This window comes from Neorhizobium puerariae (genome assembly GCF_042429745.1).
Classification (GTDB): Bacteria; Pseudomonadota; Alphaproteobacteria; order Rhizobiales; family Rhizobiaceae; genus Neorhizobium; species Neorhizobium puerariae.
The window spans coordinates 104,482-125,509 of the sequence record NZ_JBHMAA010000008.1; the positions used below are offsets into that span (position 1 = coordinate 104,482).

A 21,028-nucleotide genomic window follows, 5' to 3' on the forward strand; every position below is an offset into this window, starting at 1 on the left:
GTCGCCTCGCCGCCCTCGCGCATCATTTCTGCGTGACGTAGTCGTAGTCCCGGTCGCGCTGCGCGGCGGCGGGGTCCCGTTTCTCCGCCGGTCCGTAGCCTCCGCCACCCGGAAGCTCCAGGATGAGCCGGCGACCGGCCGGAACGTGCTGGCGCCCCTTGGCCGACAGGACCGTGCCGTCATCGAGCAGCACCCTGCCCGGCGCACCGTCGCCACCGCCGTTGCGGCCTCTCGCCGGATGCTGGACCCGGTCGAACATCGCGTTGAAATGCATCTCGTGCCCTTCGGTCGGCGAGATCTCCACCACCTGGCCAAGGCCGCCGCGGAACTCGCCCGCCCCGCCGGAACCGTCCCGCAGCTCCTTCCGCCAGTAGATGACGGGGCCGACATGTTCGGTCGCCTCGATGGACATGGAGTGCACGCCGCTCGGGAAGGCCGTGGCATTGAGGCCGTCGAGATGGGAGCGAGCCCCGGCCCCGCCGCTGTTGAACAGCAGCACCTCGGCGCGCTGGCCACCGTCCGCCGGGGCCTTTTCGCCCTGCAACGGCCGCACGCTGACATGCAGGTTCCAGAGCGCACCGGCCCCTTCCGCAGGCACCCGGCCGGGCAGCATCTTGTGAACGGCTCCTAGGACCGCGTCGGGAACCAGATGGCCGAGCACATGCCGGACGGAAACCGGAGCCGGATGCTGGGCGTTCAGGATGCAGTCCTCGGGCGCCACGACCCTGAACGGCAGCAGCGAAGCGTGGTTGTTGGGGATTTCAGGCGCAATCGAGCACTTGAGGCCGTAGCAGGCATAGGCCGCCGAATAGATCAGCGGGCAGTTGATCCCCTTCGGGCTCGGCGGAGAGGTTCCCTCGAAATCGGCCAGGATATGGTCGCTCTCGACATCGAGGCGCACCGCGATGTCGATCGGCGATCCATAGCCGTCCACGCGCATCACATTGGAATAGGAGCCTTTGGGCAGCGCCGCCAGCCGTTCCAGCGTGGCGTCGTAGCTGCGCTTGAAGATGAAATCGGCCAGCGCCTCCAGGTCGGAGAGGGCGAACTCGTCCATCATGTCCATCAGCCGGCGGTGGCCGATCTCGTTGCAGGCGGCAAGCGAATAGACGTCGCCGACGACCTGATGGCTTTCCCGCACGTTGTTGCGAAGGATGTTGACGAGATCCTTGTTGACCTTGCCGCGCTCGGCGAACTTCATGATCGGGACGAAGATGCCCTCCTCATAGACCTCGTTGGCGTCAGGCCCGAAGCCGCGCCCGCCGACATCGACCACATGCGCCGTGCAGGCGAAGTAACCGATCAGCGCGCCGCCACGAAAGCTCGGCGACACGACGGTGAAGTCGTGCAGATGGCCCGTTCCCTTCCAGGGGTCGTTGGTGATGTAGACATCGCCCTCGAAGATGTTCTCCGGCCCGATGTCGCGGATGAAGTGCCCGACGGCTTCGGCCATGGCGTTGACGTGGCCGGGCGTGCCCGTCACGGCCTGGGCGATCATCTTCCCGCCACGGTTGAACACCCCGGCCGATAGGTCGCCCGACTCGCGCACGCTGGTGCTGAAGGCGGTGCGGATGAGCGTTACCGCCTGTTCCTCCACGACGGAGATCAGCCGGTTCCACATGATCTGCATGTGGACGTCGGAAAGTGCATTGGTTTTCATGGATAATCCTCCGTTCAAGCGGCCTGCTTGAGACGCACGAGCAGGCAGCCGTCGGCCTGCATGATGACTTCGCGGCTCGCGGTGATGATGGTCGAGGTCTCGCGTTCGGTGATGACGGCGGGGCCGGCGATCCAGTCGCCCGGCTTCATGTCGTGGCGCGAAACGACCGACGCATTCTGGAAGCGCCCTTCCTGAACGTCGAAGATCTGGCGATTGCCGCGGATCGCGGCGACAGCCCCCTTGCCCGTCTTGCCGATCTTCCGCGGCGGGGCGACCTTCGACGTCGCCCGCAGCGACCAGCTCACGATCTCGACGTCCAGGCCATCGATCACCCTTCCGAAGAAGTTCTCGTAACGCTCGTCGAACAGCCTGCGGAACAGCGCCCCGTCCGCATCCGCATACTCGCGGACGTCGATGGCGACGGGGACTTCCCAGCCCTGGCCGACGTAACGCATGTAGGCGGTGCATTCCAGCGCGGGGCGGGCATCCGGCGCTCCGGACCGCACGAACGACGTGGCCTCCTCGATGAGATCGGCGATCGTCCTGTTGATCGCCTTCGCGTCGAACCGGCTGAGGCGGCTGTAAGCGCTGCGCACCGACTCGAAGCCGAAAGGCGCCCGCAGGAAGCCAATGGCGGAGCCGACGCCCGCGCCGGGCGGAATGAGAAGTTCGGACATGCCGAGTTTTTCGCAAAGGCGCGCGGCATGGATGGGCGCCGCGCCGCCGAAGGCGATCATGGTGAATTCGGACAGTTCCTTGCCATTCTCCACGGCATGCATGCGGGCCGCGTTGCTCATGTTCTCGTCCACGACCTCGCTGAGGCCATAGGCCGCCGTCGCGACATCCGTATCGAGCCTGCCTGCGATATCCTGCTGCATGGCCCGGTCGGAGGCCGGACGATCGAGCTTCATGGCGCCGCCGGCGAATTCATCGGCGTCGAGGCGCCCGAGGATGAGGTCCGCGTCCGTGACCGTGGGGTTCGGGCCGCCGCGTCCGTAGCAGGCCGGTCCGGGTTCGGAGCCCGCGCTATGCGGCCCGACGCGGATCTGCCGCATGCTGTCGACGGTGGCGATCGAGCCGCCGCCCGCGCCGATCTCCACCATTTCGATGACCGGAATGGAAATGGGCATGCCGCTGCCCTTCTTGAACCGGTAGGTGCGGGCGACTTCGAACGTTTTCGAGGTCTTCGGGGTCTGGTCCTCGATCAGGCAGATCTTGGCCGTGGTTCCGCCCATGTCGTAGGAGAGGACCTGGCCGAGCCCGTAGCTGCTGGCGATGTGGGCGGCGAAGATCGCGCCGCCCGCCGGGCCGGATTCAAGCAGGCGCACCGGAAACTCGACTGCGCTTTCGACGCTGATGATGCCGCCGCCGGAATGGATCATGAAGACCGGGCACCGCGTCCCCTCGTCCGCCAGCCGGCCGACAAGACGGTTGAGATACGAAGCCATCAGCGGCTTGACGAAGGCATTGGCGCAAACCGTGTTGAACCGCTGGAACTCGCGCATCTGCGGTGAGACTTCCGACGAGATGGAAACGGAGATATCCGGGTTCTTCGCCAGCAGGCGCTGGCGGACGGTCTTTTCATGCGCGCCGTTGAGATAGGAATGGATAAGGCCGATCGCGACGCTTTCGTAGCCGGCGGCGACGATCCGGTCGCAGAGCGCGTCCACCTCGGCAAGGTCCAGCGCCTTCAGAACCGAGCCGTCGGCGCCGATGCGCTCGTCGAGCACGAACCGCTCGTCCCGCGGCACGAGCGGGGTCGGCAGGACGATATCGAGATCGTATTGCTCGAAACGGCTTTCGGTGCGCATCTCGATGACGTCGCGAAAGCCCCTGGTGGTGATGAAGGCGGTCTTCGCACCACGGCGCTCGATCAGCGCATTGGTGGCAAGCGTGGTGCCGTGGATGATCGTGTCGATCTCGGAAAGGTCGACGCCCGCGACCTCCGCGACCTGGCGAACCCCTTTGACGATTGCGTTTTCGGGAAAGGAATAATCGGTCAGCACTTTGATCGAATGGAGCGTGACGCCTACCTCCATCGCAACGTCGGTGAAGGTCCCGCCGATATCGACACCTACCCTGATTTGCTTGCCATCTTTCGCCATTTTCTTAACTCATGCTCCATAAGCGAGCTGTTGTCGCACTGCGCCGGGAAAGGTTTCATTTCGACGTGCGCCGCCGGTCTCCGCCCGCGTGACCGGGCGGAGGCAAAAGCTCTTCGGTTGTTGATGTTCCTGGTGCCCTGCGCGGCGGCCCTGAGCGGCCGCGCAGGGCGGCAGCGTTATTGCTTGCCGGTGAAATCGACGCCCGGCAGCGTCGTGGGAAGTTTCGGACGGTCGACGCCGATCCACTTCTTGTAGATGGCATCCAGCGTGCCGTCCGCCGTGCGGCGGTTCACGAAATCGGTCAGGAATTCCAGCATTTCCTTGTCGCCCTTGCGAACGGCCATGCCCTGGAAATTGTCCGCGACCTTGTACTTGCGCTCGTATTCGGCGCCATGCCCCGTCTTGTCGATCACCAGGCCATAGGTGACGCTGCCCAGGATGGCGTCGACCTGCCCGGACAGCAGTGCCTGAACCGTCGTCGCGTCATCGTCGAAGCGCTTGATCTGGGTGTTCGGCGGGGCGACCTTGACCAGCAACGGTTCAAAGGCACTGCCGCGGTTCACACCAATCACGTATTTGTTGAGATCATCATTGCCCTTGATGGCAGCCTCCTTCTTTCCCCAGACGGTGATGTCGTTCGAGGAGTAGGGAATGACGTACTGGATGACCTTGGCGCGTTCCTCGGTGATCGTCATCGACGGCACCAGGAAATCGACGTTGCCGTTGACCAGAAGCGGGATGCGGTTCTGGCCGGTGATCCGCTCGAACTTCGGTTCGACGCCGAGCTCGGAGGCGATCAGCCTGGCGATCTCGATGTCGAAGCCGTCATTCTTGCCGTTCTGGTCGATGAAACCCCACGGAAACTGGTCCATCTGCACGCCGATGACCGCGCTTCCCCTGGCCTTGACCTCCCCGGGGCTGGCGGCTTGCGCCGCGCCGGCGAAAACGGTTGCGGCAAGCAGTATTGCGGTGACCCCGGACAGGATTTTCGAACGGGAATTCGCCAATGTCGAATTGAACATGTCTATACCTCTGGTTGGTCTTGTCATGCGTTCTTGTGTTTATCGGCCGGCGCCGAGGCGCTTTTCGATTCTTGCGCTGAAGTAGGTCAGGGGTAGGCAGATGAAGAAGTATACGAGCCCGACCGCCCCGTAGACTTGCAGGGGTTGAAAGGTGATGTTCGCCATCAGTTGGCCCGAGCGGGTAAGCTCGGTGAGGCCGAGCAGGGCCGCCAGCGCCGTGCCCTTTATCAGGTTGACCAGGAAGCCGATGGTCGCGGGAAGGCCGATCCGGAACGCCTGCGGCAGGACCACGTCGATCATCCGGTGGAAATACCCGATGCCGAGCGCGCGCGCCGCCTCGCTCTGCCCCGGCGGCACGGCCTCTATGCTGCCGCGCCAGATCTCGCCCAGGAACGCGCTGGTGTGAAGCGACAGGCCGACGGTCAGCGCGATCCAGATATCCACGCGGATGCCGAGCAGCGGCAGGCCGAAATAGACGAAGAAGAGCTGCACCAGCAGCGGCGTTCCCTGGAACACCTGGATATAGGCGGCCAGGAGCGCGCGCAGGACGGGCCACTTGCTCGTGCGCCCCAGCGCCACGGCAAGACCCAGCGCGCCGCCGCAGACGAATGCAAGCAGCGACAGGACGATCGTCCAGCGCGCGCCTTCCAGCAGGAAGAGGAATTCTGCGAAACCAAATTCACGGATCATCGCATCGCCTCACTTGGCCGGATAGGAGAAGTATGTCCTGCCGACAAACTGCAGGACGATGGAGAAGAACTGCGACAGGAGGAGATAGATGGCTCCCAGCACGAAGTAGATTTCGAAGCTCCGGAAGGTCTGCGCATCGAGCGTCTGCGCGACATAGGTCAGTTCCTCGGCCGAGACGGACGCGACGAGGCTCGAATTGAGCATCATCAGTATGAACTGGCTGCAGAGCGCCGGATAAACGGCCCGGATCGCCGGACGGAAGACGATGAAGCGATAGATGTCGATCGTGTTCAGCCCGAGCGCCCTGCCCGCCTCGATCTGGCCCGGGCGGATAGACTGGACGCCGCCCCTGACGATCTCGGCCGCGTAGGCCGCGCAGTTGAGCGTCATGGCCAGGACGGCCGCCTCCTCGCCGCCGAGCCGGATGCCGAGCGACGGCATGCCGAAATAGATGAAGAAGACCTGCACCAGGAAGGGCGTGTTGCGGATCAGCTCGATATAGCCGATCGCCAGCATGCGAAGCGGCTTCATCCGGCTCATCCGCATCATCATGAAGAGGATGCCGAGCGACAGGCCGAAGACCATGGAGACGGCCGACATCTTCAGCGTCTGGACCGCGCCGCTGAGCAGCATCGGCCAGGCGGCGACGACCGGGCCGAAATCGAATGTGTATTGCATCGGTCGCCCTCCCCTCAGTGATTGAGAATCTGGCTGAGGAAAGCCCTGGTGCGCTCGTGGCTCGGGTTTCCGAAAAACGCTTCCGGAGTGCCGCTTTCGATGATCTCCCCGCGATCCATGAAGATCACGCGGTGCGCGACCGCCCGCGCGAAACCCATCTCATGCGTCACGCAGATCATCGTGATGCCGTCGTTGGCGAGCGAGATCATCGTGTCGAGGACCTCCTTGACCATTTCCGGGTCGAGCGCCGAGGTGGGCTCGTCGAAGAGCATGATCTTCGGGTCCATGCAGAGCGCGCGGGCGATCGCCACGCGCTGCTGCTGGCCGCCGGAAAGCTGCGCCGGATATTTCGACGCCTGCTCGGCGATGTGCACGCGCTGCAGATGCCGCATGGCCTTTTCCCTGGCCTCGGCGACCGAGGCCTTGCGCACCCTGCGCTGGGCGAGCATGCAGTTCTCCAGGACGGTGAGATGCGGGAAGAGGTTGAACTGCTGGAAGACCATGCCGACATCGCGGCGGACATGATCGGCATTGGCGCCCTTGTGGCCGAGCCGCGTCCCGTTCACGTTGATCGCGCCCTGCTGGATCTCCTCCAGATGGTTGATGCAGCGTATCAGCGTCGATTTGCCGGAGCCGGACGGACCGCAAAGGACGATATGTTCGCCGCGGTCGACGCTCAGATTGATACCCTTGAGGACCTGCAGCGGGCCATACCACTTGTTGACATCGACCATCTCGATGGCTTTTTCCGGCACGTTGTTCTCGTTCATCTCTAAGTTCCCCTGCCGTGCGTTACGTCAGAATTGCCGTTCGACTTCGAAAATGGCATCGACCTCGACCGATGCGCCGCGAGGAAGAGAGCCGACCCCCAGCGCCGTGCGGACGTGGCGTCCCTTCTCGCCGAAAATCTCCACCAGAAGATCGGATGCGCCGTCGATCACGGCGGGATGGCGCTGGAAGTCCGGCGGCGCATTGACGAAACCGCGCAGCTGGACGCAGGCGACGACGCGATCGAGATCGCCTTCGAGCGCGGCATGGACCCGCGCCACCAGATTGAGTGCGCAGAGGCGCGCGGCCCTGTAGCCGTCCTCCGGCGATATGTCCGCGCCCACCACGCCGAAGAAATGGTCGACGCCGTCGACCCTCGGAATCTGCCCGGAAACGTAGAGAAGATTCCCGACAAGCCGGAAGGGAACGTAATTGCCCGACGGCACAGCGACCGACGGCAAGACAACGCCCAGCTCGGCGAGACGCGCGGAGACGACACCCATTGAGTTATCCACCTGATTTTGAGCGCGGAATCCCGCGCGAATACTGTTCCCGGAGCCATTTGCCAGATCCGATTTACGTCTCGGAAACCCGCCTGCCTCACTTTTCTGAGGCTAAAGATTATTGAAATAGTATCTCTTGTCAATAAGAAAATTAGAGATGGTACCTCTTGGCGGGAGACGAAGCTAAAATGGAGGATTACTTAATATATTTCAGCTACTTATCCGAATATCGCATGAAGGAAATCAGAGAAAATCCCGGTTGTTTGCGAAAAATTTTCTGCCCGGAATGACGATTTCGGAGAGGCCGGCAGCCGCTTTCCTCGCAAGTGATACTACCGGAGTGCACACTCTCCTATCTTCCATTTCCGACCAAGTGGTAGCATCTCATGCTTAAGTCATGCTATCTTGTCATGCTCTCCGCGAATCCCTATCAATGAGACACCGCTGGAGTGAGATAAGGCGGCGCTAGTTGAACGGGTGACCCTTGGACACATTGACGGGCCGGACGATACAGGCCCTAAAGACGCATATCGCCGAGGGCCAGCTGGCCGACGGCCACAAGCTCGGCTCGCTCAACGAACTCGCCCAGCAATTCGGCGTGAGCCGCACCGTCATTCGGGAGGCCGTGTCCGCGCTGCGATCGGACGGGATCGTGGAGGCTCGCCATGGCGTGGGCGTGTTCGTCAGGGAACTGCCCCGGCCGGCCGTCGACGGGACGGACGAATCCGAGCTGGCGGAGGCAGCGCTTGCGCCGCTCGCCAGGCTGAAGACGTCGTTCATGGACCTGCTCGAACTGCGGATGGCCTTCGAGGTGCACGCGGCCGGGCTTGCGGCGACACGCCGGTCCTGGGCCCAGGAATCGAACATCTGGAACGCCGCGCGGCAATTCGAGGCCTCGCTCGACGACGAGGGCAAGCTCGACCACCTGGATTTCGTTTTCCATCGCTCGATCGCGGAAGCGACGAACAACGGCGCCTTCATCGAGTTCTTCAGCCTCATGAGCCTGAAGATCATGCCGCAGCCGGCGTTTTCGAAGGAACTCAATCCGGCTCTCATCACGCCGGGCTACATCCAGAACACCGTCATGGAACACCGCGCCATCTGCGAGGCGATCAGCGCCGGAAACTCCGAACAGGCAAGGGAAGCCATGCGCGCCCACCTGAACCGAAGCCATCTGAGATACCGTGGCTTCTCGGACGACAGCGCATCGCCGCTCAGCAACGTCGCCAAGGACGAGTGAGGAGCCGGCCTTGGCCGCGAGCTGGATCGTCAGCCGTCCGATGGCGCCGGATGACCTTCGGTCATGACGGATGCCGATCGCCGGCGGCGGACATGTCGTCGCCGAAGGGTTTCGGCACGACCGGATCGCAGAAAGGCAGGTTGCTGACCGACCGGATGGCCCGCGACAGCTGCGCAAGCACTTCCTCGCTGGTAAAGGTCTGGCCGTAGCGCACCGCCGCAAGGCTGATCGTCTCATCGATCGTGCGTACCGCGCTCATCACGGCGGCGGCGCACAGGCGGACGTCGAAATCGTTGTGCGAACGATCCAGCCGATCCGCGATGACCGTCATCAACTGCTCTTCGCCATCGTGGTATGACAGCAGCCAGATTGAGCGAAGATCGGGCTCATCGGGCAAAGCGGCGATCAGTCTGACGATCAGGATCGCGTCGGCAATCTGCTCCTCCGACTGCTTCCCGAGGTCGAAACCGTCCACGAGATGCGCCTCGAGCGACACCTCGCGCGGCCAGCGCTGCAATTCCGAGACGAACCGTTTCCACGACAGGGCGAAGAGCGGCGCGACACAGCTTTCCTTGGTGCGGAAATACCGCCATACCGTCCTCTTGGAGAGGCCGGAGGCTTCAGCGATATCGTCCCCGCTGGTGCCGCCGACACCACGTTCCAGAAAGAGCTTGGCGGCCTGGCGGGACACCGCCAGACGGGCATCGTCCTGTGCTAACTTCATCAGAATACCGCTTCGGCACTTAGTGAATGGTATTGTGTCGCCGAGTGCCAGATATGTAAAGCCTCAGTTTCCACTTACGCCTGTTTGCGAGTCTCCGAGACAAGGCACACCGGCCCGCTGCTCGGCCTGCGATGCTCGCGGAACGCCGCCGTGATCGCCCTCAGGGATTCCCTGCTTCTCGGATCGGAAAGCGAGGAATGCAGGACCAGCGACAAAGACGGGATCGACGGCAATCCAAGCTCATCACCCACATCCACCACATCGAGGGGAGCGAGACGGCGCGGAAAAGGAGCGACCACAAGGCCCGCCGAAAGCGCGGCGGCGATCGCGGTCGTTCCGCCGACGAACACCTCCGTCCACAGGATCGAGGCCCGGTCGAGCAAGGGGATCGCCATCTCGCGGACCAGGCAGCAGGGCGACAGCCCCGCCATGGGAATCGGCTGGCCGGGACGATGCACGAAATCCGGCGATGCGAACCAGCCGAAATGCTCCGGCCCGAGAATTTCCCCGTCACGCCTGTCGTCATCGCTCCGGATGATGACGGCGTCGAGCCGGCCATCCTCGAAGGAATCGAGCAATGCGCGCGATGTGTCGAGCAGCACCTCGATCGTTAACGCCGGATCGAGCGATTTCAGCCGCGCCAGCAGCGTGGGGACTTCCGGCCCCATGACGTGGCTGGCGATGCCCAGCCTGAAGCGCCGGCGGGCGGCGGACAGGCTCTGGACCGCCCGCTCGTGGGCGGCCAGGAACTCCCGCGCCGCCGGCATGAAGACCTCGCCCTGGGCGGAAAGGCGAACCTGCCGCGGCGTGCGCTCGATCAGCTTCTGGCCGAGCCGTTCCTCAAGCCGCTTCAGCTTCACGCTGACCGCCGCCTGGGTGAGGCCCAGCGCTTCCGCCGCACGCGTAAAACTTCGATGATCCGCCACCATCAGGAAGGCCCGAACGCCATCGACCTCAAGTGTCGCCATGCCAGTCATCCAGATCCATTATCACTGAAATAGTCTGCCATGGAATTGTTTAATGATCAACGTGGCGGCACCCTGGCCGGGACAATCAGGGCCGGCCAGGGTGCCCGCGCCGCGACGAGCGCATCGCGGATGCCCAGCACCTTGCGGCGGCCAAATCGAAACGGATATGCAATGACGCGTGAAACATCTTCAAGAAACAGGGCGGCCCTGGCCGCCGTATGCCTCTCCTCCCTGATGTTCGGGCTGGAAATATCCAGCATCCCCGCCATCCTGCCGACGCTGGAACAGGTCCTTTCGGCGGATTTCCGGCAGCTCCAGTGGATCATGAATGCCTATACCATCGCCATGACCGCCTGCCTCATGGCCTCCGGCGCATTGGCGGACCGCTTTGGCCGCAAGCGGGTGTTCATGGCCGGGATTGCCGTCTTCGGCCTCTCGTCGCTGGCCTGCGGGCTCGCGCCCGACGCTCCGGTCCTGATTGCCGCGCGGTTCGTCCAGGGTGCCGGCGGCGCCGCCATGCTTGCCTGCCAGATCGCGGTCCTCTCCCATCAGTTCCGCGACGGGAGGGAACGCAGCGCGGCCTTCAGCTGGTGGGGGATCGTCTTCGGCACCGGCCTCGGCTTCGGTCCTCTGGTCGGCGGGCTGACGGTGGCCATTGCGAGCTGGGAGTGGGTGTTTCTCGTCCATGTCGCGCTGGCGGTCGTCACGCTCCTCCTGGCGAAGGCCGGGGTTGCGGAATCGTCCGATCCCCATGCCGTCCGCATCGATCTCGCGGGCATGGTCACCCTGTCGCTGGCCGTCTTCTCCCTCGTCTACCTGATCACGCGGGGAGAAGCGCTTCGTCCCGGTGATCCGATGGGCTTCGCCATCGCGATCCTCGGCGTGGCCAGCTTCCTCATCTTCGTTGCGGTGGAAATGACGGTGGCGCGGCCGATGTTCGATTTCCGGGCTTTCCGCGTGCCGCATTTCTCGGGCGCGCTCCTCGGCTCCGCCGGCATGAACTTCAGCTTCTGGCCCTTCGTCATCTATCTGCCGATCTATTTCCAGGCCGTCCTTGGCTATGACGGCGTCACCGCCGGGTTCACCCTGCTCGGCTACACGCTGCCGACGCTGATCGCCCCGCCGCTCGGCGAGCGCCTTCTCCTGCGCCACGGTCCGAGGCTCGTCATTCCGTTCGGCCTCTTCACCATCGGAACGGGCTTCCTCCTCATGTGGATGGCCGCAAACAGCGGGCAGGCCGGCTGGATGACGATGCTGCCGGGCTGCATCGCGGCCGGAACGGGCCTCGGGCTGATGAACACCCCGGTCACCAACACCACGACGGCATCCGTCCCGGTCGAACGGGCCGGCATGGCATCCGGCATGGACATGAGCACGCGCATGATCTCGCTCGCCATCAACATCGCGCTGATGGGCTTCATCCTGCTCCAGGGAATTCGCGCCCACCTTGGCTCCGCCTCGTCGGCCGGACCGGCGCTTGACGCCGTTGCCGCGACCATCGCCGCCGGCAATCTGCATGCGGCGGAAAATGCCGGGATCGCCCGGGACGCCGCCCGGCAGGCGCTCGTCGGCGGCTTTGGCTGGGTGATGCTCTATGCCGCGCTCTGCGCCTGGGCGTTGTCCGCGCTGAGCTTCACGATCCTCGCACGCCGGCGGGCGGTTCCGGCGGAGTGAACATGCTCCGGAAGCGCGTCCGGCCGGGCCGGTGCCGGTCGCCGCCGGCCAAACTGCGGAACAACACTCCTGCCTTGCAGTTAGATCGCCAATCTCAACGGCAAGGCAGAACCGATGAACACACGCCCCCAATTCGCCTCCCCGACATCGCTCTCTCAACTGCCGCCCCGGATCTACTACGTGCATCCGCTGATGCTCCGGGGGCTGGAGCCGTGGCGCGAAGTTTTCGCCCATGCCCGTGATCTCGGCTTCGACACGGTGCTGACCGCTCCCCTTTTCGAGCGTGGAAGAAATGCCGGCGTCTTCGTCACCGGACATTTCGGCAGGCTCGATCCCGAGCTTGGCCTGGGAGAGGACGTCGAGGGCGGGTTGAGGGCGCTGGTCGCCGCGGCGGCGGAAAACGGCATCAGGCTGATGCTCGACCTCGTCATCGACCGTGTCGCCGTCGATGCGGAACACGTTTCCCCGATCGTCGCCGATCCGCGCCGGCCGCCGCAGGAAAGTGAAAGCCGCAGGATCGATTTTCTCCGCGAGGCCCGACATGTCGAGGACTGGCGCAAGCGCCTCGTCCGGCTGGCAGGCTTGGGGATCGCCGGCTTCCGCTGCCTCGGCATCGGCCGGATCGCCCCGGAGGCCTGGTACGATCTGATCGCCTGGACCCGCAGGTCGGCGCCGGAGACCACCTTTCTCGCCTGGACGCCCGGCAGCGGCTTCGAAGACCGCAGGAGGCTTCAGGGAGTCGGCTTCGACGGCAGCTTCTCCTCCCTCGCCTGGTGGAACCTCGAAGAGCGCTGGATGATGGACGAATACCAGATCCATCGGGAGCTCGGCTACCAGATCACCTTTCCCGAAGCGCCGTTCGCAAGGCGGATGGCGCACGGAACCGACGGCGCCGAAGTTCTCCAGCGCAAGGCGGTCCGGGCGCTTCAGCTCGCCTCGACATTCGCGAGCGGCCTGATGGTCCCCATGGGCTTCGAATATGGGGCCGCCTTGCCGCTCGATCCGCTTGCCGGCGACGGCATGGGCCTGCGCGGGCTTCGCGACCGGGGCTCGTTCGATCTTTCGAGCGATATCCGCGCCGTCAACGGCGCAACCAACAAGACGACGGCAGGTTTTGCCCGCCAGCCGCTCCGGCTGATTTCCTCCAGCCAGACACCGGCCGTCGCACTGCTCCAGACCGACCGGGAGGACATCCGCGCCTCGGAGAAGATCCGCGTCGTGGTGCTGAACCGCGACCTGCGCAAGCCGGCGACCGCGCCCTACAACGTGCTGCGCGAAGCGGCCTCCCGCTTCCTGCCGCTGACCGGATTGCACGACGAGAACGAGATTTTCACCGGGGAGCTGAAGCTGCGGCCGGGCGAACTGCGCATTTTCGAAGGGCGGTCTTCGACACCGGTCGTCGGCGCGGTTGCCGTGCCGGACGTCCGCGAGGCGGCGGCGGGATCACGGCTCGCCATCGAAAAGGTGGCACCGGCGGTGGATGACGGCCGGTTCGTCGTCAAACGCGTCGTCGGAGAGACGGTGAAGGTCGAGGCGGACATTTTCGCGGACGGCCACGATCCGCTTTCCGCAGCCCTGTTCTGGCGGGCCGCGGACGAGGCGAGCTGGAACGAGACCCCGATGCAGCTCGTCGAGAACGACCGATGGCAGGCGGAATTCCCGCTGAAACGGCTCGGCCGGCACGAATTCGTGGTCGAGGGCTGGAAGAACCCGTTTCAGATCTTTCGCTACGAATTCATCAAGAAGCATGAGGCGCGGCTCGATCTCAGGCTTGAAATCCAGGAGGGCATCAATCTCGTCCTCGACGCGCTGGACCATGCGCAGGGTGGTCTCAGGACGCAGCTCAAGGTGCTGTTCGACACGCTGACGGCCCGGCAGGACCCGCAGCGGACCGAAACGCTGCTCGCGCCGGAGACCGCCGAGCTGATGGCGGAAGCCGATCGCCGCCCGCACAGGGTTCGTTCGCGGGCGATCCCCGTCGATGCAGAGCGCACGGCGGCCGCCTTCGCAAGCTGGTATCAGATCTTCCCGCGCTCCCAGAGCGGCGACCCGCAGCGCCACGGCACGTTCGACGACGTGATCGGGCGCCTGCGGGCGATCCGCGCCATGGGTTTCGACGTGCTCTATTTCCCGCCGATCCATCCGATCGGCGGGACGAACCGCAAGGGCAGGAACAATACGCTCCATGCCGGGCCGGACGATCCGGGCAGCCCCTATGCGATCGGCTCGGAAGCCGGCGGGCATGATGAAATCCATCCGCAGCTCGGCACGTTCGACGACTTCCGCCGGCTGGTCGCGGCCGCGAAGGACGAGGGTCTCGAAATCGCCCTCGATCTCGCCATCCAGGCCTCCCCGGATCACCCCTGGCTGAGGGAGCATCCGGGCTGGTTCGACTGGCGGCCGGACGGCACGATCCGTTATGCGGAAAATCCGCCGAAGAGATATGAGGATATCGTCAACGTCGATTTCTATGCCTGCGACGCCATCCCCTCCCTGTGGATCGGGCTGCGCGACATCGTGCAGAAGTGGGTGGACCAGGGCGTAAGGCTTTTCCGGGTCGACAATCCGCACACCAAGCCGTTTCCGTTCTGGGAATGGCTGATCGCCGACATCCGCTCGCGGCATCCGGACGTGGTCTTCCTGTCGGAAGCCTTCACCAAGCCGAAGGTCATGTACCGGCTCGCCAAGATCGGCTTCTCCCAGTCCTATACTTATTTCACCTGGCGCAATGCCAAGTGGGAGCTCGAACACTACATGCGCGAGATCACCACGGAGGAGCCAAGAGAGTTCTTCCGGCCGCATTTCTTCGTCAACACGCACGACATCAACCCGGATTTCCTGCAGAACGCGCCGCGCCCGGCCTATCTGGTCCGTGCTGCGCTTGCCGCGACGCTTTCCGGCCTCTGGGGCGTCTATAACGGCTTCGAACTGTGCGAAGGCCGGCCGGATGCCAAGCGCAAGGAATATGCGGATTCGGAGAAATACGAGATCCGCGCCTGGGACCACGACCGTCCGGGCAACATCAAGGGCGAGATCACGCTCCTGAACCGCATCCGCCGGGAGAACCCGGCGCTGCATTCGCATCTCGGCCTGCAGCTTCTGACGGCCTGGAACGACAACATCATGTTCTTCGAGAAGACGAGCCCCGGCCGGGAGAACGCCCTGCTGATCGCCGTCAACCTCGATCCCCACAACGCCCATGAAGCGGATGTCGAAATTCCGCTCTGGTCATGGAACCTCCCCGATCACGCCGCGCTCGATCTCGAAGATCTGGTCGACGGCCACCGTTTCACGCTCACCGGCAAGATCCAGCGCATCCGGCTCGATCCGCATCACGGCCTGCCGTTTTCGATCTGGCGCGTGCGATAAGGGAGGAAAACATGGACATGACGAGCAGCCGCAGCCAGACGCAGGGCCAGACCCGGCCGTTCAGCGACGATCCGCTCTGGTACAAGGACGCGGTCATCTACCAGCTTCACATCAAGTCCTTCTTCGATGCGAATGGCGATGGCATCGGCGATTTCCAGGGCCTGCACGAGAAACTCGACCATATCGCCTCGCTCGGCGCCAACACGATCTGGCTCCTGCCCTTCTTCCCCTCGCCGCGCCGCGACGACGGCTACGATATCGCCGACTACACCAATGTCAGCCCGGACTACGGCACGGTCGACGAGTTCAGGTCGTTCGTCGAGGCCGCACACGAAAAAGGGCTCCGCGTCGTCATCGAACTTGTCATCAACCACACCTCCGACCAGCATCCCTGGTTCCAGCGCGCCCGCCACGCGCCGGCCGGCTCGGCCGAGCGCGATTTCTACGTCTGGTCCGACACCGACCATAAATTCCCCGAAACCCGGATCATCTTCCTCGATACCGAAAAGTCCAACTGGACCTGGGACCCGGTGGCCGGCGCCTATTACTGGCACCGCTTCTATTCCCACCAGCCGGACCTGAACTTCGACAATCCGCTGGTCCTGGAGGAGTTGCTCGGCATCATGCGCTTCTGGCTGGAGACCGGCATCGACGGCTTCCGGCTCGATGCCATTCCCTATCTCGTCGAGCGGGAAGGCACGATCAACGAGAACCTCCCCGAGACGCACGAGGTCCTGAAGAAGATCCGCGCCGCGCTCGATGCCACCCATCCCGGAAAGATGCTGCTCGCCGAGGCCAACCAGTGGCCGGAGGACACGCGCGAGTATTTCGGCGATGGCGACGAATGCAACATGGCGTTCCATTTCCCGCTGATGCCGCGCATGTACATGGCGATCGCCAAGGAAGACCGCTTCCCGATCACCGACATCATGCGGCAGACGCCGGAAATTCCGGAAAACTGCCAATGGGCGATCTTCCTGCGCAACCACGACGAGCTGACGCTCGAAATGGTGACCGACGAGGAACGCGACTACCTCTGGAACATCTATGCCGCCGACCGCCGCGCTCGCATCAACCTCGGCATCCGCCGGCGCCTCTCCCCGCTGATGGAGCGGGACCGGCGTCGCGTCGAGCTGATGAACGGCCTGCTGCTCTCGATGCCCGGCACGCCCGTCCTTTATTACGGCGACGAGATCGGCATGGGCGACAACATCTATCTCGGCGACCGCGACGGCGTGCGCACGCCCATGCAATGGTCGCCGGACCGCAACGGCGGCTTCTCCAAGGCCGATCCCGCCCGGCTCGTCCTGCCGCCGATCATGGACCCGCTTTACGGCTACGAGGCACTGAACGTGGAGGCGCAGGGCGCCGACGCCCATTCGCTGCTCAACTGGACGCGCCGGATGCTGGCGTTGCGCAACAAGCATCCGGCCTTCGGCCGCGGCAGCCTGCGCTTCCTTGCCCCCGGCAACCGCAAGATTCTCGCCTATCTGCGCGAATACGACGGCGAGACGATCCTCTGCGTCGCAAACCTCTCGCGCCTGCCGCAGGCGGTGGAGCTCGATCTCGCGCAATATGCCGGCCGCGTTCCGATCGAGCTGTCCGGCATGTCGCCCTTCCCGCCGGTCGGCCAGCTTACCTATCTGCTCACGCTGCAGCCCTACGGCTTCTTCTGGTTCCAGCTCGCCCAGGAGGCCGATGGCCCCGTCTGGCGCACCGAGCCGCCGGAGCAGATGCAGGATATGGTCACCATGGTGGTGCGCCGCGACCTGCAGGAACTGGTGGACGAGCCGCGCCACGCCAACGTGCTTTCGAAGGAAGTCCTGCCGTCCTATCTCGGCAAGCGCCGATGGTTCGGCGCCAAGGGCGAGGTGCTGAACCACGCCACGCTTGCCGCCGCCACGCCGATGGCCTTCGCCAGCAATATCCTGCTCGGCGAGCTTGAGGTGGACCTGAGCGGACACAGGGACACTTATCTCCTGCCCCTGGCCGTCGCCTGGGACGACGGCCAGCCGGGCGCGCTCGCCCAGCAACTGGCGCTCGCCCGCGTCCGTCAGGGCCGCCGCGTGGGCTTCCTGACGGACGGCTTCGCGATGGAAGGATTGGCGCGCGGCGTCATTCGCGGACTATGCGAGCGGTCGGTGATCTCCGGCCGCGCCGGGACGCTGGAATTCCTCGGCACCGACAAGCTCGACTGCCTCAAGGTCAGCGAGGACATGCAGGTCCACTGGCTGTCCGCCGAGCAATCGAACAGTTCCCTGATACTCGGCGACATGGCGATGGTGAAGCTCATCCGCCACGTCTTTCCGGGCATCCATCCGGAAGTGGAGATGACCCGCCACCTGACGAACGCCGGCTACCAAAACACCGCCCAGCTCCTCGGCGAGGTCGCCCGCATCGCGCCGGACGGCGACCGTTATACGCTGATCATCGTGCAGGGTGCGATCCGCAACCAGGGCGATGCCTGGAACTGGATGCTCTCCAACCTGCGCCGTTCGATCGACGACGTCGTCGTGACCGGCCTGGACGGCGAGATGGCCGACGAGCATTTCAAGCCGCTCGTGGATTTCGTCGCGACGATCGGGAAACGGCTCGGCGAGCTGCATGTGGCGCTGGCGCAGCCGACCGAGGATGAAGCCTTCCGGCCCGTCTGGGCCACCAGGGCCGATGCGGAACGCTGGCGTGAGGCCGTGACCCGCCAGATTTCCCATAGCCTGTCGCTTCTCGAAGGAAGTGCGGAACATCTGGAAAGCGCCGCCGCGCAAGAGGCGAAGGCGCTGCTCGACCGGCATACGGAGCTTATCGACATCGCCGCGCGCCTGGCGGGAACCGTCAAGGGCACGATGATGACGCGCAACCACGGCGACTTCCATCTCGGCCAGATCCTGGTTGCCGAAAGCGACGCTTTCATCATCGACTTCGAAGGCGAGCCGACCAAGGACCTGGCCAGGCGCCGCGCCAAGACCAATCCGCTGCGCGATGTCGCCGGTCTGCTGCGGTCGCTCAGCTACCTCGCCGCCTCCGCCGACCTTGACCGGGAAGTGGTGAGCGAAGTGGACGACAGCCGCCATGCCGCGCTGGTAAGCCGCTTCATGGACATGGCCGAGCCGGCTTTCCTGCAGGCCTATTTCGATGCCGCCGAGGCTTCCGACGCCCTGAGGATTTCCTACGAGGCGCGGGACGGCCTCCTCGACCTCTTCCTGCTCGAAAAGGCCGCCTACGAGATCGCCTACGAGGTGCGAAGCCGGCCGCACTGGCTGCCGCTGCCGCTTGCCGGCTTCTCGGCCATCGCATCACGACTGCTGGAGGCAACCTCATGAGATACGAGCGCACAGACCTGATGATCGGCACGGTTCGCGAAGGCCTCCAGGCCCTCGCCGAAGGTCGGCATGGCGATCCCTTCGCGATCCTCGGCCGCCACCAATACGGCGACCTCACCATCGTCCGCGCGCTGCTTCCCGGCGCGCTCGCCGTCTCGGTCATCGAAGCGGATACCGGCCGGGTTCTGGCGGAGCTGGAAACCATCCATGAGGGCGGAATCTTCGCCGGCGGCACGGGTTCGACCTCGCCCTACCTCTTCCGCATCGAATGGCCCGACGCGGTGCAGGAGACGGAAGACCCCTATTCCTTCGGCACGCTGCTTGGCGATCTCGACCTGCACCTGATCGCTCAAGGCACGCATTACGATCTCGGCCGCACGCTCGGAGCCATTCCGATGGAAACAGAAGGCGTCGAAGGCGTGCGTTTTTCCGTGTGGGCGCCGAATGCGCGGCGCGTCTCGGTGGTCGGCGACTTCAATTCCTGGGACGGCCGCCGCCATCCGATGCGGCTGCGGCCCCAGGCCGGCGTCTGGGAACTGTTCATCCCGCGCCTCACCCACGGAGAGCGTTACAAGTTCGAGCTGCTCGACGCCGATGGCAATCTCCTGCCCCAGAAGGCCGATCCGGTTGCCCGGGCCAGCGAGGCGGCGCCCTCGACAGCCTCGATCGTCGCCTCGTCAAGACCGTTCCGCTGGAATGACGAAAGCTGGATGCGCTCCAGGCGGGAAAATCGCGGCGAAGAGGACGCGATCTCCGTCTATGAAGTCCATCTCGGCTCCTGGGTGCGGATATCGGACGAGGGCAACCGGCCGCTCGATTGGGTCGAGCTCAGCCAGCGGCTTATCCCCTATGCCCAAAACCTCGGCTTCACGCATATCGAGATGCTGCCGATCATGGAATATCCCTTCGGCGGCTCCTGGGGCTACCAGCCGCTCGGGCTGTTCTCTCCGACCGGCCGCCACGGCACGCCGGAGGATTTCGCCTATTTCGTCGACCGCTGCCACCAGGCCGGCATCGGCGTCATCCTCGACTGGGTGCCGGCGCATTTCCCGACCGATGTCTGGGGACTGGCCCGCTTCGACGGCACCGCTCTCTACGAGCACGCCGACCCGCGCGAGGGTTTCCACAGGGACTGGAACACGCTCATCTACAATCTGGGCCGGAACGAGGTGAAGGGTTTCCTCATCGCCTCCGCTCTGGAATGGCTGGAACACTTCCATGTGGACGGCCTGCGCGTCGATGCGGTCGCCTCCATGCTCTACCGCGACTACAGCCGCAACGAGGGTGAATGGATTCCCAACCGGCACGGCGGCCGGGAGAACCTCGAGGCCGTGGAATTCTTCAGGCATCTCAACAGCATCATCCGCGAGCGCTGCCCGCATGCCCTCACCGTGGCGGAAGAATCGACCGCCTGGCCGGGCGTCACGAAAAAGCCGGAAGACGGCGGCCTCGGCTTCGATTTCAAGTGGAACATGGGCTGGATGCACGACACGCTGCATTACATGTCCGACGATCCGGTCTACCGCAAACATCATCATGGCGGCATGACCTTCGGGATGCTCTACGCCTATTCGGAACGCTTCATACTGCCGCTTTCCCATGACGAGGTCGTGCACGGGAAAGGCTCGCTGGTGGCCAAGATGCCGGGCGACCATTGGCAGAAGCTCGCCAATCTGCGCGCCTATTACGGCTTCATGTGGGGCCATCCGGGCAAGAAACTGCTGTTCATGGGGGGCGAGATCGCCCAGGACGCCGAATGGAGCCATGACGGTTCCGTCCGCTGGGACCTGCTCGACCGGCCGGATCACGCCGGGGTGCAAAGGCTCATCCGCGACCTCAACACCCTCTATGCCCGCGAGCCGGCGCTGCGACACGGCGATCTGCATCCGGAGGGCTTTGCGTGGGCAGTGGCCGATGATGCGGAAAACTCCGTCTACGGCCTGCTGCGCACGTCCGCAGACGGGTCGTCATCCATCCTCGTCATCTCGAACATGACACCCGTGCCGAGGCACGGCTACCGGATCGGCGTACCGGCAGAAGGCCGCTGGGACGTGGTGCTCAACACCGATGCGGAAATCTACGGCGGCTCCAATCTCGGCCAGACCGAAGCCTGGACGGAGCGCCGGCCGGCGCATGGGATGGAACATTCCCTCCCGCTTCAGTTGCCGCCGCTCGCCACGGTGTTTCTCAAGAAACAGCGGTCGTCCCGGGACGGCGCAGCCTGAGGAAAAGATTTCATGTCTTGCCGGTCCGTTCACGCGGTAGGCCCGCTCCGTTCCGGCCATCTCCGGGTCGAGCGAAGCGGCG

At 64.4% G+C, this 21,028-nt stretch carries 14 protein-coding genes; 5 read left to right on the forward strand and 9 right to left on the reverse strand.

Annotation, left to right across the window (positions count from 1 at the left end; translation table 11 throughout):
* Window positions 1–22: 22 nt before the first annotated feature.
* The 7 genes from ACFFP0_RS05865 to ACFFP0_RS05895 form a co-directional block, all read right to left on the reverse strand.
* On the reverse strand, window positions 23–1,660 hold the full coding sequence (locus tag ACFFP0_RS05865; RefSeq protein ID WP_377257576.1) for a hydantoinase B/oxoprolinase family protein: 1,638 nt from the start codon (window positions 1,658–1,660) through the stop codon (window positions 23–25).
* Between the two features lie 14 nt (window positions 1,661–1,674).
* Window positions 1,675–3,765 (reverse strand): hydantoinase/oxoprolinase family protein, encoded by a 2,091-nt coding sequence (locus tag ACFFP0_RS05870; RefSeq protein WP_377257578.1) that lies wholly within the window; start codon window positions 3,763–3,765, stop codon window positions 1,675–1,677.
* 176 nt (window positions 3,766–3,941) lie between these two features.
* Window positions 3,942–4,787, reverse strand: coding sequence for a transporter substrate-binding domain-containing protein (locus tag ACFFP0_RS05875; RefSeq protein ID WP_377257580.1), 846 nt, complete (start codon window positions 4,785–4,787; stop codon window positions 3,942–3,944).
* A 39-nt stretch (window positions 4,788–4,826) separates the two neighbouring features.
* Window positions 4,827–5,477, reverse strand: a complete 651-nt coding sequence (locus tag ACFFP0_RS05880; protein WP_377257582.1) for an amino acid ABC transporter permease — start codon at window positions 5,475–5,477, stop codon at window positions 4,827–4,829.
* Between the two features lie 9 nt (window positions 5,478–5,486).
* Entirely contained in the window at window positions 5,487–6,155 is a 669-nt protein-coding gene (locus ACFFP0_RS05885) for an amino acid ABC transporter permease (protein ID WP_377257584.1), read from the reverse strand.
* Window positions 6,156–6,169: 14 nt separating this feature from the next.
* Window positions 6,170–6,925 carry an amino acid ABC transporter ATP-binding protein gene (locus ACFFP0_RS05890; protein WP_377257586.1) on the reverse strand — a complete coding sequence of 252 codons (756 nt, stop codon included), beginning with the start codon at window positions 6,923–6,925 and terminating at the stop codon, window positions 6,170–6,172.
* A gap of 27 nt (window positions 6,926–6,952) precedes the next feature.
* Window positions 6,953–7,426: a RidA family protein gene (locus ACFFP0_RS05895; protein ID WP_377257588.1), complete on the reverse strand. Its 474-nt coding sequence runs from the start codon at window positions 7,424–7,426 to the stop codon at window positions 6,953–6,955.
* 484 nt (window positions 7,427–7,910) lie between these two features.
* Here ACFFP0_RS05895 and ACFFP0_RS05900 point away from each other — a divergent pair, with 484 nt between their 5' ends.
* Entirely contained in the window at window positions 7,911–8,666 is a 756-nt protein-coding gene (locus tag ACFFP0_RS05900; protein ID WP_377257590.1) for a FadR/GntR family transcriptional regulator, read from the forward strand.
* A 61-nt stretch (window positions 8,667–8,727) separates the two neighbouring features.
* Here the strand turns inward: ACFFP0_RS05900 and ACFFP0_RS05905 are convergent, their stop codons facing one another.
* Complete coding sequence (locus tag ACFFP0_RS05905; RefSeq protein WP_377257592.1) at window positions 8,728–9,390, reverse strand: TetR/AcrR family transcriptional regulator; 663 nt, start codon at window positions 9,388–9,390, stop codon at window positions 8,728–8,730.
* A gap of 74 nt (window positions 9,391–9,464) precedes the next feature.
* Complete coding sequence (locus ACFFP0_RS05910) at window positions 9,465–10,358, reverse strand: LysR family transcriptional regulator (RefSeq protein ID WP_377257594.1); 894 nt, start codon at window positions 10,356–10,358, stop codon at window positions 9,465–9,467.
* Between the two features lie 171 nt (window positions 10,359–10,529).
* Here ACFFP0_RS05910 and ACFFP0_RS05915 point away from each other — a divergent pair, with 171 nt between their 5' ends.
* From ACFFP0_RS05915 to glgB, 4 genes are all read left to right on the forward strand, one after another.
* Entirely contained in the window at window positions 10,530–12,032 is a 1,503-nt protein-coding gene (locus ACFFP0_RS05915) for an MFS transporter (protein WP_377257596.1), read from the forward strand.
* Window positions 12,033–12,146: 114 nt separating this feature from the next.
* Window positions 12,147–15,401: a maltotransferase domain-containing protein gene (locus tag ACFFP0_RS05920; protein ID WP_377257598.1), complete on the forward strand. Its 3,255-nt coding sequence runs from the start codon at window positions 12,147–12,149 to the stop codon at window positions 15,399–15,401.
* 17 nt (window positions 15,402–15,418) lie between these two features.
* Window positions 15,419–18,721 (forward strand): maltose alpha-D-glucosyltransferase, encoded by a 3,303-nt coding sequence (gene treS, locus ACFFP0_RS05925; RefSeq protein ID WP_377258721.1) that lies wholly within the window; start codon window positions 15,419–15,421, stop codon window positions 18,719–18,721.
* Window positions 18,718–20,946, forward strand: coding sequence for a 1,4-alpha-glucan branching protein GlgB (glgB, locus tag ACFFP0_RS05930; protein ID WP_377257600.1), 2,229 nt, complete (start codon window positions 18,718–18,720; stop codon window positions 20,944–20,946). Before treS ends, glgB begins: the two co-directional genes overlap by 4 nt.
* The last annotated feature ends 82 nt before the right edge of the window (window positions 20,947–21,028 follow it).